Source organism: Arenibacter latericius DSM 15913 (assembly GCF_000424985.1).
GTDB lineage: Bacteria > Bacteroidota > Bacteroidia > Flavobacteriales > Flavobacteriaceae > Arenibacter > Arenibacter latericius.
On sequence record NZ_AUKX01000021.1, the window covers coordinates 1 to 14,731 of the forward strand.

11 protein-coding genes and 1 tRNA gene are annotated in these 14,731 nt (G+C 36.5%); 8 read left to right on the top strand and 4 right to left on the bottom strand.

Annotation, left to right across the window (positions count from 1 at the left end):
* On the top strand, positions 1-289 hold a 289-nt coding region (locus H344_RS0108730), incomplete at its 5' end, for a transposase (RefSeq protein WP_026809970.1).
* 200 nt (positions 290-489) lie between these two features.
* Here the strand turns inward: H344_RS0108730 and H344_RS21675 are convergent.
* Positions 490-648 carry a hypothetical protein gene (locus tag H344_RS21675; protein ID WP_157378209.1) on the bottom strand — a complete coding sequence of 53 codons (159 nt, stop codon included), beginning with the start codon at positions 646-648 and terminating at the stop codon, positions 490-492.
* Between the two features lie 615 nt (positions 649-1,263).
* Here H344_RS21675 and H344_RS0108740 point away from each other — a divergent pair.
* Positions 1,264-2,469 (top strand): acyl-CoA dehydrogenase family protein, encoded by a 1,206-nt coding sequence (locus tag H344_RS0108740; protein ID WP_026809971.1) that lies wholly within the window; start codon positions 1,264-1,266, stop codon positions 2,467-2,469.
* A gap of 181 nt (positions 2,470-2,650) precedes the next feature.
* On the opposite strand, the gene H344_RS19945 is transcribed toward H344_RS0108740, so the two are convergent.
* Complete coding sequence (locus H344_RS19945) at positions 2,651-4,165, bottom strand: glutamate racemase (protein ID WP_051254229.1); 1,515 nt, start codon at positions 4,163-4,165, stop codon at positions 2,651-2,653.
* Positions 4,166-4,908: 743 nt separating this feature from the next.
* Here H344_RS19945 and H344_RS0108760 point away from each other — a divergent pair.
* A complete protein-coding gene (locus tag H344_RS0108760) occupies positions 4,909-6,387 on the top strand; it encodes an arylsulfatase (RefSeq protein ID WP_026809972.1) in 1,479 nt (492 codons plus the stop codon).
* A gap of 135 nt (positions 6,388-6,522) precedes the next feature.
* Positions 6,523-6,597 (top strand) — tRNA-Val (locus tag H344_RS0108765).
* 29 nt (positions 6,598-6,626) lie between these two features.
* On the opposite strand, the gene H344_RS0108770 is transcribed toward H344_RS0108765, so the two are convergent.
* The gene (locus H344_RS0108770; protein ID WP_026809973.1) at positions 6,627-7,904 is read right to left on the bottom strand and encodes a UDP-N-acetylmuramoyl-tripeptide--D-alanyl-D-alanine ligase; all 1,278 of its coding nucleotides are present in this window, start codon (positions 7,902-7,904) and stop codon (positions 6,627-6,629) included.
* 65 nt (positions 7,905-7,969) lie between these two features.
* The gene (gldJ, locus tag H344_RS0108775) at positions 7,970-9,631 is read right to left on the bottom strand and encodes a gliding motility lipoprotein GldJ (RefSeq protein WP_026809974.1); all 1,662 of its coding nucleotides are present in this window, start codon (positions 9,629-9,631) and stop codon (positions 7,970-7,972) included.
* 431 nt (positions 9,632-10,062) lie between these two features.
* Between gldJ and porV the strand changes: the two genes are divergently transcribed.
* The 4 genes from porV to H344_RS0108795 all read left to right on the top strand — a co-directional run bounded on the left by porV (position 10,063) and on the right by H344_RS0108795 (position 14,609).
* The gene (gene porV / locus H344_RS0108780) at positions 10,063-11,208 is read left to right on the top strand and encodes a type IX secretion system outer membrane channel protein PorV (RefSeq protein ID WP_026809975.1); all 1,146 of its coding nucleotides are present in this window, start codon (positions 10,063-10,065) and stop codon (positions 11,206-11,208) included.
* 90 nt (positions 11,209-11,298) lie between these two features.
* Positions 11,299-11,784, top strand: coding sequence for a cytidine deaminase (gene cdd / locus H344_RS0108785; RefSeq protein ID WP_026809976.1), 486 nt, complete (start codon positions 11,299-11,301; stop codon positions 11,782-11,784).
* A 199-nt stretch (positions 11,785-11,983) separates the two neighbouring features.
* Entirely contained in the window at positions 11,984-12,982 is a 999-nt protein-coding gene (gene pdhA / locus H344_RS0108790) for a pyruvate dehydrogenase (acetyl-transferring) E1 component subunit alpha (protein WP_026809977.1), read from the top strand.
* Positions 12,983-12,986: 4 nt separating this feature from the next.
* Positions 12,987-14,609, top strand: coding sequence for a pyruvate dehydrogenase complex dihydrolipoamide acetyltransferase (locus tag H344_RS0108795; RefSeq protein ID WP_026809978.1), 1,623 nt, complete (start codon positions 12,987-12,989; stop codon positions 14,607-14,609).
* The last annotated feature ends 122 nt before the right edge of the window (positions 14,610-14,731 follow it).

Consider the following 14,731-nt stretch of genomic DNA (forward strand, 5'->3'; position numbering starts at 1 on the left):
TGGATTAACGCCTATAATTAGACAAAGTGGTAGCAGTGTAAAAGGGCGCCCTCGCATAAGTAAAATGGGCAATCAAAAACTTCGTGATTTATTATTTATGTGCAGTTTTAATGCCTGTAAATATAATAAGGCTTGTAGAGATATTTATGAGCGACTTGTGGCCAAAGGAAAGAGCAAAAAACTAGCGTTAATAGCGGTGTGTAATAAACTATTGAAACAGGCCTTTGCTATTGCAAAATCAGGGTTAATATATGAAGATACTTACAGAAGTACTTTAGTGAAAAGTTAATGCTTTTTTACTTGTTTTTTACCACAGTACTTTGGTGTGAGAGGACAGCTAGGGAAATAATCCCTAGCTTCCTACTCGATTTCCTGATGTTTTTTTGCGCGCTAAGAGACGAAGAAAGAGTCGGATCAAGTCCAATTTTTGGGTATTTGATTATTTATGCAAATAGTTGAGTTGCCCTAAAGAGGTAGATTTTGAATCAATTATTTGATGGTTAATTCCTTTTTGTCAGGCTTACAAATATAATCACCATCACATTCCCTAATCTGCCTTGCTTCAATCAGCTCTATCTTTTTTATAATAATAACAAGATTTAGCATGGTGTCCAATTCAGTTTTTCTTTCTCTTAAAACTGGGTACATTTCCTCTATTTATTTTATCATCATATATTATCAGTACTGCCAACTTTCAGGTTGTTGATTGAAAAAGCATTATTTTTAGTGTGATAGGTGTCAGTAATAGCTCTACTATACCTAAAACACCAAATGTTCATATTGTTGTGAATCATTACCGGGAATTTTTCCTTTTGCGTGATTTCCGAAAGTATATTGATAAGGGAATCGCAATGTTAAGAAAAGGAAATCCCACGTTCTTATAAAGAGTGTATATTAAAACAAAGTATAAGATTCTATGCATATCCAAATGATTGCCGTAAATTTCTTTGAGAAGAGTGATTGTCGATTCCTGTAAGTGCCTAGAAAATAGGGTGTTAAATAAGCCTAGAATGCAAACACGGTCTTTATCTCAGGACTAGGATTTATAGTTGTTACCGAAGGAGCTATTTCTTAAATATAGGGGTACAAAAAAATAAAGACTAGGAAGTGGGGTTCGCGTATAGGTATGGATCCCTCTGCCAGTTAGCTATATCTCTTTTAAGGGGCATTGAAAAACCAGAAAACAACCATGCTTTTTAATAAGAATTAATGTTGTGTTGGTCGGGTTGATCACATTATAATTAACAACAAAAACCAGTAGCCATGTTACAAAACGTATTATTAGAACGTAAAATATATGCATCACAAGAACATAAAATGATGCAAGGGATGATTCAAGATTTTATTAAAAACGAGATATCATCTCAAGTGGAATCATGGGAAAAGGAGGGTATGGTAAGTAGGGATATATGGAAAAGGGCAGGAGAGTTGGGCTTGCTTTGTATAGATATGCCAGATGTATATGGGGGAGCTGGACTCGATTTTAGTTTTAGTGCGTTGTTTATTGAAGAATTAGCGAAAAAGGGTATTAGCGGACCTGGTTTCTCTTTACACTCCGATATTGTTGCGCCTTACCTCATTAAATGGGGGACAGATGATCAAAAAAAGAAATATCTACCCCGTATGGCTACCGGAGAATTGATTACTGCAATTGGAATGACAGAGCCTAATTGTGGGTCAGATTTACAAGCTATCCGTACAAAAGCGGAAGATAAAGGGGATTATTATCTTGTAAACGGACAAAAGACATTTATAACTAATGGTTATTTATGTGATATGGCCATTGTTGCTGTAAAAACAAATACTGGTTCTTCCAAGGAAGGCGTTTCCTTATTAATTATGGAAAGTAAATGGGATGGATTTGAAAAAGGGGTGCCTTTCAAAAAAATAGGAATGAAAGCACAAGATACTTGTGAGCTATTTTTTGATAATGTAAAAGTGCCTAAAGAGAATCTATTGGGAAAAGAAGGTCAAGGTTTCACTATTATGATGACGGAGTTAGCGCGAGAACGGCTGTCTGTAGCTTTAACGGCAATTGGTGGTGCAGAAGGGGCTATTGAAGACACCATTAGTTATACTTCTACAAGAACCGCTTTTAAGCAACCAATTGCAGGGTTTCAAAACACCCAGTTTAAACTAGCAGAAGCCGCAGCACAATTACAAATTCATCAAGCCTTTGTAGACCGTTGTACAGAAGATTTATCTCAGGATAAACTATCTTCAGAAAGTGCTTCTATGGCCAAATTTTCAGCCACAGATATGCATAGTAAAGTGGTGGACGAATGTTTGCAACTATTTGGTGGTTATGGGTATATGTGGGAATATCCCATAGCAAGAATGTATGCCGATAATCGTGTGGCACGAATTTATGCAGGAACCAATGAAATCATGAAATTAGTGGTGGCAAGAGGTTTGTTTAAAGAGTTGTTTGCGCAAATGAAAGCCATGCGTCAGCAAAAGAAGAATTAATGAAACAATGGAGTTTTATATTAGATTATAATCACTGTAGATGGTGTATAAAGCGTCAACCGCCCTTATTCAAATACACTATTAACTTCTTTTCAACTTCAGAAAGATTTGTCGCTTTAACTTTATAGCCGTTTTGTTTAATTGGGAAAGGGAAAACCTCACTAAACCTTATCGTCATTTATTATTTCCTGATTTTTGTGCTGTTCTCGTTAAAGCTTTTAATAAGACTGTAGGTAAATGGTAATTGATTCTCTAATCTTAATAGGATGTCTTTTGATATCGTCTTATTGCTAAAAGGGACTACTTTAATATACTCTTGAATTTCATCTACATTTCTCCCGTACTTATAGTTATACGTAAAATCGCCATTTTTATCTAATTCTATATCAGGGTTTGTTACGTTAGGCACGCTAATAAAGAATTCACTTTCATAAATACTACCATTCTCCACAAAGAGGTTAGCTTCTTTTAAGTGTTCAAAAAGTTCCTTAGCGGTATTTTCTGCAGGGTCAATTAAAGTAATTTCTTTTTGCATAAAAGGCTGGTACCGGTAGGAACCATCTTTGTTCTTATAATGGTAAAGTTCATCTAAAACATCTTTTATTTCCTTTATTAGATAGGGATAATGTGTGCAGCCTAAAATGATGGACTTTAACGGTGCTTTTACTTGTGCGATTCTTATTTTTTCGAGTAAGGAAACAAGATGGAAACGCACATAATTTTCTGCATCATTAATTTGTAGTACTTGGCAGTCGTCCCTGTTCTCGGTATCACAGAGCATTTTGTTATTGGTGAAATCAAAATTGTAAATGTCCAAAAGTGTTTTATCTATCTTATTATTGCCATTTATGCTTGGGCCTTTATAGTTGTCTCTTGGTGTGCTCAGGCTAGTATCAAAATAGGCCGTATCTTCATCTACCGCTTCGGCAATCCCTAGGCCTCCTTGTTGAAACACTTGTATATTGCCACTGTAACCTAGTATGTTTAATTGCTCATTAAGTGTGTTTACGTATCCTTTAGAGGTAACCGTTCCTACGGTGGCCATTACAGCAATTGTAGCATCCTCCTCTTTTGATAAATTATCTAAAGCACCCCTAACTCCCGCGTCTATAACACCAATAACTTTAATATCTAGATTAGCTTCCTTAATAAATTCTTCAATACTCTCTTTTCCGTAAGCAGTTGCGGTGTTACAAGCGATTACTAATGCTTTTATAGGTGATTTGTTTATTTCTGGATGAAGGGAGGTGCGGGAAGTGTAATACTTATTCCCAAGGATAAACTGAACATCTTTTATAATGTGTTCTCGCAATAAACCATCTTTGTTCTCGGCTGAATAATTTCCGTAGGGCATATTAGCTTGGTCTGCCAAATAAATAAAACGCTCCTTTTTAAAATCTATAACCCCATCCTTACCTGGGTTCATAGTATTATTGTTGTGTTTATCGTAATTAACAATAGCATCTAAAACGGTAAGTCCTCCAATTCCTGAATCGAATATGCCGATGGGAAGTGAGCGGTCCCCGGCCGGGTAGTCTTTGGAGTCTAAATAATAAAAACTTTCTTGGTTGTTTAATATCGAGTCAATTATCACTTTTTGACCGTAGCTGCTTGTATAGAGAAAAACTAAAAAAGCAAATGTAATTTTTCTTTTTATTATAATTTCTGCAGGTAAATTAACATTGAAACCATTCATAATGAGTTGACTATATGTAGTGTGAATATAGTGATAATTTACCAGAGCTATTTTTTAATATTATATAATTAAGAAAAGAACAACCTAAATTTTACTTCCGTATAGAATAGGGAAGTGGATCAATGTGTTTTATGGAATATTATAGCTTTTTGCTAAACTTTTTTAAGGAAAAAGAAGGGGTTGATTGCAATTAATCATTCTTTTTGGAAAAAAACATTTCATGAAGAATAAATAATATAATTCCACCTGCAAAAATAAGATTCAAAAACAAAATAAAATAGGTAATCTGTGACATGCTGTCTTGATTTAAGATGAATGGACAAATTTTATAAAACAACCAATTGCAATTTTTATGCCATTAACTATTAATATTGCTTAATTGTGAGAAAAATGCAGAAATCACTCCTGTTCAACGGAGATTCTTTAACTGTTTCCTTTATTTTTTAAAATAAACATAGAGAGGATGTCTGGTTATTAATAGTTAAAATGTATAAGTGGTAAGCTTTCATTTATGATTGGTGTTTTGCTATTAGGAAATTGATCAAAATCCAGAAATTACTTTGGTTATCTTTGGGAGTGTAATGCTATGTATTACATTTTGTAGGCTGATATTGAGAAATAAAAAACGGTATTTATTTTTGCCTTAAAACAACTAAAATATTATAGATTGTATATTTTTGAGAATTAACATTTTCGGGCAGTTAAATATTAGCGGCCTTTATTTATTTAAACTTGTTTGTATTATGCATGTAATTTATCGTTTAGGGCTTTTAATGCTCAGTTGTTTCTGCATTGTTTCTTGTAAAACCAACGGGAAATCATCTTCATCTAATGTTGAAGATGTCGATCAAGATTTGTCAGCATCAAAAGGAAAGCCTAATATTATTTATATCCTGGCTGATGATTTAGGTTATGGAGACCTTAGTGTTATGGGGCAAGAGAAATTTACTACTCCTAATATAGATAAGTTGGCAGCGAAAGGTATGTTGTTTACACAGCATTATTCTGGTAGTACGGTTTGTGCGCCTTCTAGATCAGCATTAATGACAGGTATGCATACTGGGCATACTGTAGTGAGGGGGAATTATGAAATTCAGCCAGAGGGGCAATATCCTATACCCGATGAAACTTATACGATTGCCGAATTTCTCAAAGAAGCAGGGTATACAACTGGAGCGTTTGGGAAGTGGGGACTTGGGTACCCAGGGTCTGAAGGAGATCCTAATTTTCAAGGTTTTGATACCTTCTATGGTTTTAACTGTCAGAGAATTGGTCATAATTATTATCCCTACCATTTGTGGTCTAATCAAGACTCTATAGTGTTGCCAGGTAATTCGGGACAGAATAGAGGGGACTATGCTCCTAGTCTTATCCATGAGAAGACGCTTCAATTTATAGAAGAGAATAAGGATAGACCTTTCTTTGCATATGTTCCTACTATTATTCCGCATGCTGAATTGGTGGTTCCAGATGAGATTCACAAACAGTACAGTGGTAAATTTGAACCCGAAAAGCCTTATAAGGGGGTAGATAGTGGTCCTAGTTATAAAAATGGGGGTTACGCTTCTCAGCCAGAACCGCACGCTGCATTTGTTGGCATGGTTCGTCTATTAGATAAGCATGTGGGTGAGATTGTTGAAAAGGTAGAAGAACTTGGAATTGCAGACAATACCATTATTATATTTACTTCGGACAATGGTCCACACAAAGAGGGTGGTGCAGACCCTGATTATTTTAATAGTAATGGAAACCTTAAAGGGTATAAGCGCGATCTGTACGAAGGTGGTATCCGTGTGCCAATGGTAATAAAATGGCCAAATGTTATAAAAGAGGGGGTTGAAACAGCTCATGTTTCTGCATTTTGGGATGTTTTTCCAACTTTAGTAGACCTTTTAGGGGGAGATAAAATAGAAGATTTAGACGGAGTTTCGTTTTTGCCTACGCTACTTGGGGAAGAGGCAAAACAGAAAGAACATAAATATTTGTATTGGGAGTTTCATGAACTTGGAGGAAGACAGGCTGTTAGAATGGGGGATTGGAAAGGAGTAAAATATAATGTGTTGAGAAACCCTGAGGCAAAAATTGAATTATATAATTTAGCCAATGATATAGGGGAGGAGCATAATATTGCAGAAGATCATCCCGAGATTGTTGCGGAGATGGAAAAAATACTAAAAGAGGCTAGAACACCCTCAGAAGTCTTTACTTTTGGGAAATCTTAATATAGAAAAGGCATGTATTTAAAGCTCGCTGTAAATACATGCCTTTTATAAAACTTCTTCATAATTTTTTTGGACTCTTATTTTAAATTGATGTAAGTTTGTCCTGTAATTTATTCACCTCTTTTAAGGTGAAATGGGGTATTAGCTCAGTTGGTTTAGAGCGCTGCCTTGACAGGGCAGAGGTCACTGGTTCGAATCCAGTATGTCCCACAAAACAAAGAGTTCCGTTTAGGTGATTCTTAGAAGAAGTCTACCAGTCTTTCCAAAGCCATTCCTCTAGATCCCTTTATTAAAATAGTAGCATCCTTAGTGTGGATATTTTTTATATCCTGCTCTAGCCCATTAAATGTTGCGTACTTGAGGAAATCGGTATTTGTCTTGTAAAAGTTTTCTCCTATTAGTATTACTTCATCAAAACCCATTTTACTAGCTAGATCTGCAATATCTTGGTGTTCTTTTTCTGCAGAAGCACCTAATTCGAACATATCACCCAAAAATGCAATTTTTTTATCGGCCTTCAATTCTCTGAAGTTTTCCAAAGCTGCTCTCATACTTGTAGGGTTTGCATTATACGCGTCTAGGATAATCTTAGAATTGTTTTTATCTATGATTTGTGACCGGTTGTTATTAGGAATGTAGTTCTCAATTGCCTCTTTAATGACTAATGTAGGTACATTAAAATAATTCCCAATCGTTACCGCAGCACTGCAATTGGTAAAGTTGTAGCTGCCTACTAGCTTGCTTTCTATTTGGACTTCTTGGAATTTTATAGTCACATAAGGATTGGCGCCTAGAAATTTTAAGGATAAATGTGATTGTTGTTGGTGACTAAACCCTAATTTATTTTTAATTGCAACAAGTTTGCTTACTTGCTTTGGATCGTCGGCATTAAAAAAGATAAATTTATTATTTGCTATAAGAAAGTCGTATAGTTCGCTTTTCGCTTTTATAACTCCCTCTTCGCTTCCAAATCCTTCTAAATGAGCCTTTCCAAAATTGGTGATATATCCATAATCTGGTAAGGCTAATTCGCATAGGAAAGCGATTTCTTTAGGGTGGTTTGCCCCCATTTCCACAATGGCAAATTCCGTGTCGGGAGTTATAGAAAGTAGGGTAAGGGGGACTCCAATGTGGTTGTTGAAGTTACCTTTGGTAGCAATTGTTCGATATTTTTTTGAAAGGACAGCAGTGACAAGTTCCTTTGTTGTTGTTTTTCCGTTGCTACCAGTAAGCCCTATTATTTTTGCTTTGCAGTATAGCCTATGGTATTTGGCTAGCTGTTGTAGGGTTTCTAATACATTATTAACTAGTATGACGGATTCTTCGGTATTCTCTAATTTTTGATCGTCTACAATTACATGTGACGCTCCTTTTTTTAAAGCCTCTAGTGCATAGTTGTTGCCGTCAAAATTATCGCCCTTTAGCGCGAAGAATAGACAGTTTTCTGTAATTTTTCTGGTGTCCGTGCAAATAACGGGAAACCTTAAAAACACTGAGTGTAGTTGTGCTATTGTCATAGGTCGAAGATAAAATAAGCCCTTTTAAGAAAAGGGCTTTTTTTATAATAATTTTCAGTGAAAAGTTATCTTGATCTCTTGCCTCTAGGCGTCTTATTTTTAGTCTTAGATTTGGATCCTACTCTAGACATAGCGCATCTAAACCCAATATAATCTGTTGCCATATATTGTGGCATGTATCTTCTTTGGGCAGGGTCTAACCAGTAGGCTCTATCTCTCCATGATCCACCTTTGTAAACTCTAACTTCGTCGTTAATTAAAGTGGTTCTGTTGTTAGAAGTGTCGTAAGCTCTTACTAGATCCCCTTCTTCATTCACTTTAACCTTGTTAACGGGTGCGTTGTACATCTTCTTTGAATCATCTTCTTCTTGATCTCCAGAATTAAATCTGTCGTAAAAACGTGAAGATCCTGGTTCTCCATCTCTATAGCTACGATTGTCGCTTTTGGTGAAATTGGTTCTTAAAAAGGTTTCTTCAGGTCCTACAGGTACCATTTTAATTTCTCCTGGTAAATTAATTGCCATTATTTTTCCGTTTGGAAGGGTGTCGTAGACTATAGAATCCCTAATAACCTTAACTTTTCCATCGGGCCCAATGGCAGTTTTCATATAAACGTTACCTCTGAAGTAGTTAAAATCACTTATTTCGTCATCTACAATAGGTCTATATACATCGGCAACCCACTCGGCCACGTTTCCAGCCATATCATATAGTCCAAAATCATTAGGTTTGTAGGACTTTACTTCTGCTGTAATATCGGCACCGTCATCAGACCATCCAGCAATTCCGCCGTAATCTCCTTTTCCTTGCTTAAAGTTAGCTAGCTGGTCACCTCGGCCTACGCGCTGTCCGTTTCTTGTGTAATTACCATCCCAAGGATATTTTTTACGACCTCTATAATTGTTATATTCTCTGCTGCCTATTTGAGCCTGAGCGGCATATTCCCATTCGGTTTCGGTAGGTAGTCTGTATTCTGGTAATATTACTCCGCTACTGCGTTTTGCATATGCAGGTACAGAATCTTTTTTACGCTTTCCTTGTAGAGAATCAATTTGTCCGTTGTAAACAGATTCTGGTCTGTTTAAATAGGCTTCCGTACTAAATCCACCTTCGATATCTCCGGATACCACTTTGTATTTTGCGTCTTTGGAAAGAAATCCTTCTCTCTCTAACATTATTTCGTTTACACGATCTGTTCTCCAAGCAGCAAATTGTGTAGCTTGAATCCAATTCACTCCAACCACAGGATATTCTGCATAGGCTGGGTGTCTTAGGTAATTATTGGTCATAGTTTCATTAAAGCCCAATCTGTTTCTCCATACTAAGGTATCGGGTAATGCTCCTGTATATATATGAACGTATCTTGGATCTTCAGGAGGATAAACGCTTTTAAGGTAATCTAGATACTCTAGGTACATTACATTGGTTACCTCTGTCTCATCCATGTAAAATGATTGTACGTGTTGTTGAGTAGGGGTATTGTTCCAATCCTTCATCACATCATCTTGAACCTGACCTTTGGTAAAGGTTCCGCCTTCTATAAATACTAGGCCAGGAGCGGTTTCCTGTTCCTTGAAGTCTGAATTATACTGAAATCCCCCCTCCTTAGCGTTTATTTTCCAGCCTGTGGCTCTTGAGACGTTCTTGGACGAAGAGTTTTTACAACTTGTAAAACCACCCGCTACAATAGCACAAGAGAGTACAACTTTGATGAATTCTTTTTTCATAATTAGGACTTGAGTTCAAAACCAAACCTCTAAAATAGAAGCTTGAAATTCTTATTTTTTATAAAATTTATGACGCTTTTGGCATATAAAACGACAATTGAGGTATAATATTTTGCTGACTCGAAATTTTTTTCATCCCAACCCAACTTATGTAGTCAATCGTAGTTTCATATATAAATAACGACTTATAATCTAATCTAGTATGGGTAATAGCTACTTCTTTCCGAAAAATATAAAAATTATTTTTATCAATTGCATTTGGAGGGCAAATATGAGAATTATTCCCGAAATGAACATATTTTGATAAATATTCCTGTATTCTTACACGATAATATTAAAATAGTCGTTAATAATTGTATTAGGACTAAAATTCTATTGTATTCAATTTTAATTATAGAGATTTGCGAGAACCAATAATTAGACTGTATAAAATGAAAAAATTTGTAATACTATGTCTATTCTGTGTGGTGTTTAAGGTTTCTGCACAGGAAGATAGGGTGATAACGACCGCTGTTCCTTTTTTAACAATTGCTGCAGATGCTAGAGCTTCTGGAATGGGGGATGTTGGGGTGGCTACCTCTACAGATGCGTTTTCCCAACAATGGAATCCCGCTAAATTTGCCTTTGCTGAACGAAAAATGGGATTCGGAGTCAGTTATACACCATATTTGGAAAGTATTATTACTGACATTTCATTGCTTAGTGCTAATTTTCATAATAAAATTAATGATAGGAGTGCTTTTGCATTCGGAATTCGCTATTTTACTTTAGGTGAAATAGTGCTTAGGCAAACTGCAGGAGAGCCTGGTGTCCTAGCTAAGCCAAACGAAGTGGCATTTGATGGTTCTTATTCACTAAAACTAAGTCAGACTTTTTCCATGTCCGTGGCAGGGCGATATATAAGCTCTAATTTAAAGCTACCTGGTGATGGTGTGGAAGATTCTAAGGCAGCAAGTGCTTTTGCCGTTGATGTTTCTGGGTATTATAGATCTAGAGAAATAGCCTACGATCAATTTAATGGTCGATGGAGAGCTGGATTCAATATTTCTAACTTAGGAGGAAAGATAAAATACGATGATGGAGGTCAAGAGAATTTCTTACCCACTAATTTAAAAGCGGGTGTAGGATTCGATTTTATACTAGATAGAGATAACGTAATAGGGTTAACTACAGAGTTTAATAAATTATTGGTGCCTACCCCACAAGATTTCAATGGGGATGGAGAAATTAATGTTGACGATAATGATGAGTATCAGAGAATTTCTTTTTTCGAAGGAGTTTTTAAATCCTTCGGGGATGCACCTGACGGTTTTAGCGAAGAACTTAAAGAGATTACTTGGGCTTTAGGTGCAGAGTATTCATACCAAGAGTCATTTATGTTGCGAACTGGATATTTTAATGAAAGTGATTTAAAAGGATCAAGGAAGTATTTTACCTTAGGTGCTGGTTTCTTATATAAATCTACTCAAATAGATCTTTCATATTTGTTCTCTACCTCTAAAGTGAGAAATCCATTGGAAAACACCCTGCGATTTTCTTTAACTTTTAATTTAGGGGATTATTTCTATAACGACTAACGAAGAAATATTTTATTTTAATAAATTTAGAAAACCTGCCCTCGAGCAGGTTTTCTGTATTTTTGTATGATATATAGTAAGGAGAACATTATGGTAAAAAAGAATATATCTTTTGAATTGATGGTTTATGATTCCAAAGAAGAGTTGGGGGAATTGGATTCAAAATTAATGGAAGCAGCAATTGAAGCTCGTAAAAAAGCCTATTCTCCATATTCAAAATTTGAGGTGGGAGCCGCTATTCTACTAGGTAATGGAGAGGTAGTGCAAGGCAATAATCAAGAGAATGCCTGTTACCCTGCGGGATTATGTGCAGAAAGGGTGGCTATTTATTATGCTGCAGCAAAATACCCCGATGTTCCTATTGTAACAATAGCTATTAGTGCTACTTCAAAGAATTATGTAATGGATACGCCTGCCGCGCCTTGTGGTAATTGTCGTCAGTCTATTTCCGAATATGAAATTAAACAAAAGTCGCCTATTGCTATTTTAATGACCGGTGAAACTGGAAGTGTGCTTAAATGTCATTCCGTATCCGATATTCTTCCCTTGGCATTCAATAGTACATTTTTGGGATAGGTTAATAGGAGATAAAGTCTTATTTAGAAACGTATTTTGAGCATGCTGTAGTTGGTAGGAGATAGAATGAAAGGGTTCTTTAACCAAACCTTTTAAATATTATTTTTTTCCTATTGATTTATATATGTATTTTTGTTCTCCGTTTTTATTTTAAGCAGGACTTTTAAATAATACGATATACTTCAAAAATTGATGATTAATGGAAAAAATAACCAAAGAGGTCTACCTTAAGTGGTATGAGGACATGTTGTTCTGGCGGAAATTTGAGGATAAATTAGCTGCCTCGTACATTCAACAGAAAGTTCGTGGATTTTTACATCTGTACAATGGGCAGGAAGCAGTTTTAGCTGGTGCACTGCACGCTATGGATTTAACCAAGGATAGAATGATTACCGCTTATAGGAATCACGTTCAGCCGATAGGTATGGGGGAAGATCCTAAAAGAGTAATGGCTGAGCTTTATGGTAAAGTTACCGGTACCTCTAAGGGTATGGGAGGATCCATGCATATTTTCTCTAAAGAACATCGTTTTTACGGAGGTCACGGTATTGTAGGGGGACAAATTCCTTTAGGAGCTGGTTTGGCCTTTGCAGACAAGTACTTTAAGCGAGACTCTGTAACTATTTGTTATATGGGGGACGGTGCAGTAAGACAAGGGTCTTTGCACGAAAGCTTTAACTTGGCAATGCTTTGGAATTTACCAGTAGTTTTCGTTTGTGAGAATAACGGTTATGCTATGGGGACTTCAGTTGCTAGAACATCACATTCTACCGAAATATGGAAACTTGGACTTGGATATGAAATGCCTTGTGGTCCTGTAGATGGAATGGATCCAGTAACAGTTGCTAAAGAAATGAGTAAGGCAATAGAGCGTGCAAGAACAGGTGGAGGTCCTACTTTTTTAGAGATGAAAACTTATCGCTATAGAGGTCACTCAATGTCCGACGCGCAAAGTTATAGAACCAAGGAAGAGGTTGAAGAGTACAAGAAGATCGATCCAATTACTCAAGTGTTAGATGTTATCAAAGAAAATGATTACGCTACGGAAGAAGAGATCAAAGCAATTGATAAAAGAGTAAAAGATTTGGTTACTGAATGTGAGAAATTTGCAGATGAGTCGGAATATCCACCAATCAACCAATTATATGATGTGGTTTACGAACAAGAGGATTATCCATTTGTACAACATAAAATATAAGTAAATGGCAGAAGTAATAAATATGCCAAGACTTAGCGATACCATGGAAGAAGGTACTGTTGCTAAGTGGCTAAAGCAGGTAGGCGACAAGGTTGAAGAAGGAGATATATTGGCAGAAATAGAAACCGATAAGGCCACTATGGAGTTTGAGTCCTTTAACGAGGGTGTCTTATTGCATATTGGTATCGAAGAAGGAGATACAGCTCCTGTAGATTCTCTTCTTGCTATTATCGGGGAAAAAGGGGAAGATATTTCTTCTTTAATTAATTCCTCTACCGAATCTAAGGAAGAAGTAGTTGCTGAATCTGCTGAAGAGGAAAAGAAAGAAGATAATGGTGTTACTGCTGAAATTCCAGAAGGAGTGGAAGTTGTTAAAATGCCACGTCTTAGTGATACCATGGAAGAAGGTACCGTTGCTACATGGTTAAAACAAGTAGGCGATGAGGTAGAAGAAGGAGATATATTGGCAGAAATAGAAACCGATAAGGCTACTATGGAGTTCGAATCCTTTTATGCCGGAGTTCTTTTGCATATAGGTGTTCAAGAAGGAGAGACTGCTCCTGTTGATGCCGTTCTTGCCGTAATTGGCCCTAAAGGTACAGATGTAGATGCTGTTTTAGCTAGTGGAGGTAAGACTACTCCTAAAAAGGAAGAGGCTGCTAAAGAAGCACCTAAGCAATCAGCGCCTGCTGCAACTTCATCATCTGATGCATCTGAGGCCCCTTCAGTTAATGACGGGCAACGAATCTTAGCTTCACCATTGGCCAAGAAAATGGCTGAAGAAAAAGGTGTAGATCTAAGAGATGTAAAAGGTACTGGTGATCAGGGAAGAATTATAAAAAGAGATATAGAAGAATATCAGCCAAAAGCAAAGGCTGCTGAGAAATCGGTAGTTTCGGAAGATAAGGCGAAGTCAGCTGCTCCTATTAATTTACCTGTTGGTGAAGAGAGGACAGAAGAAGTTAAGAACTCGCAAATGCGTAAGGTAATCGCTAAGCGTTTAGGAGAGTCTAAATTTACTGCGCCACACTATTATCTAACCATTGAGGTGGATATGGATTATGCTAAGGCATCAAGAGTGCAAATAAATAGTCTTCCAGATACAAAGGTTTCCTTTAATGATATGGTAGTTAAAGCTTGTGCTATGGCATTGAAAAAGCATCCGCAAGTAAATACTACTTGGAATAACGAGACTACTCGTATTAACCACCATGTGCATATTGGAGTGGCAGTTGCTGTAGAGGACGGACTTTTGGTTCCTGTATTAAAATTTGCAGATCAAATGACACTTACTCAGATAGGAGCTTCTGTTAAGGATCTTGCAGGTAAGGCACGAAACAAAAAAATTAGTCCTGCAGAAATGGAAGGGAGTACTTTTACTGTTTCTAATCTTGGAATGTTTGGAATTTCTGAGTTTACCTCTATTATCAATCAGCCTAATTCCGCTATTTTGTCGGTAGGTGCAATTGAAGAGAAACCAGTAGTGAAAAACGGGGAGATTGTTGTAGGAAGCACAATGAAAGTAACCTTGGCATGTGACCATAGAACCGTTGACGGTGCTACTGGAGCCCAGTTTTTACAAACACTAAGAGCATACCTGGAAAATCCAGTGACCATGCTTGCCTAATAAATATCTTTTGTCCATTGTTTCTTTGGGCATAATAATTCCAATTTTTTTATTGGAGATATTTACAGGTTAGAATTGATATAAAGCATTCTGTTTTTCAGGATGCTTTTTTTATATTTAAA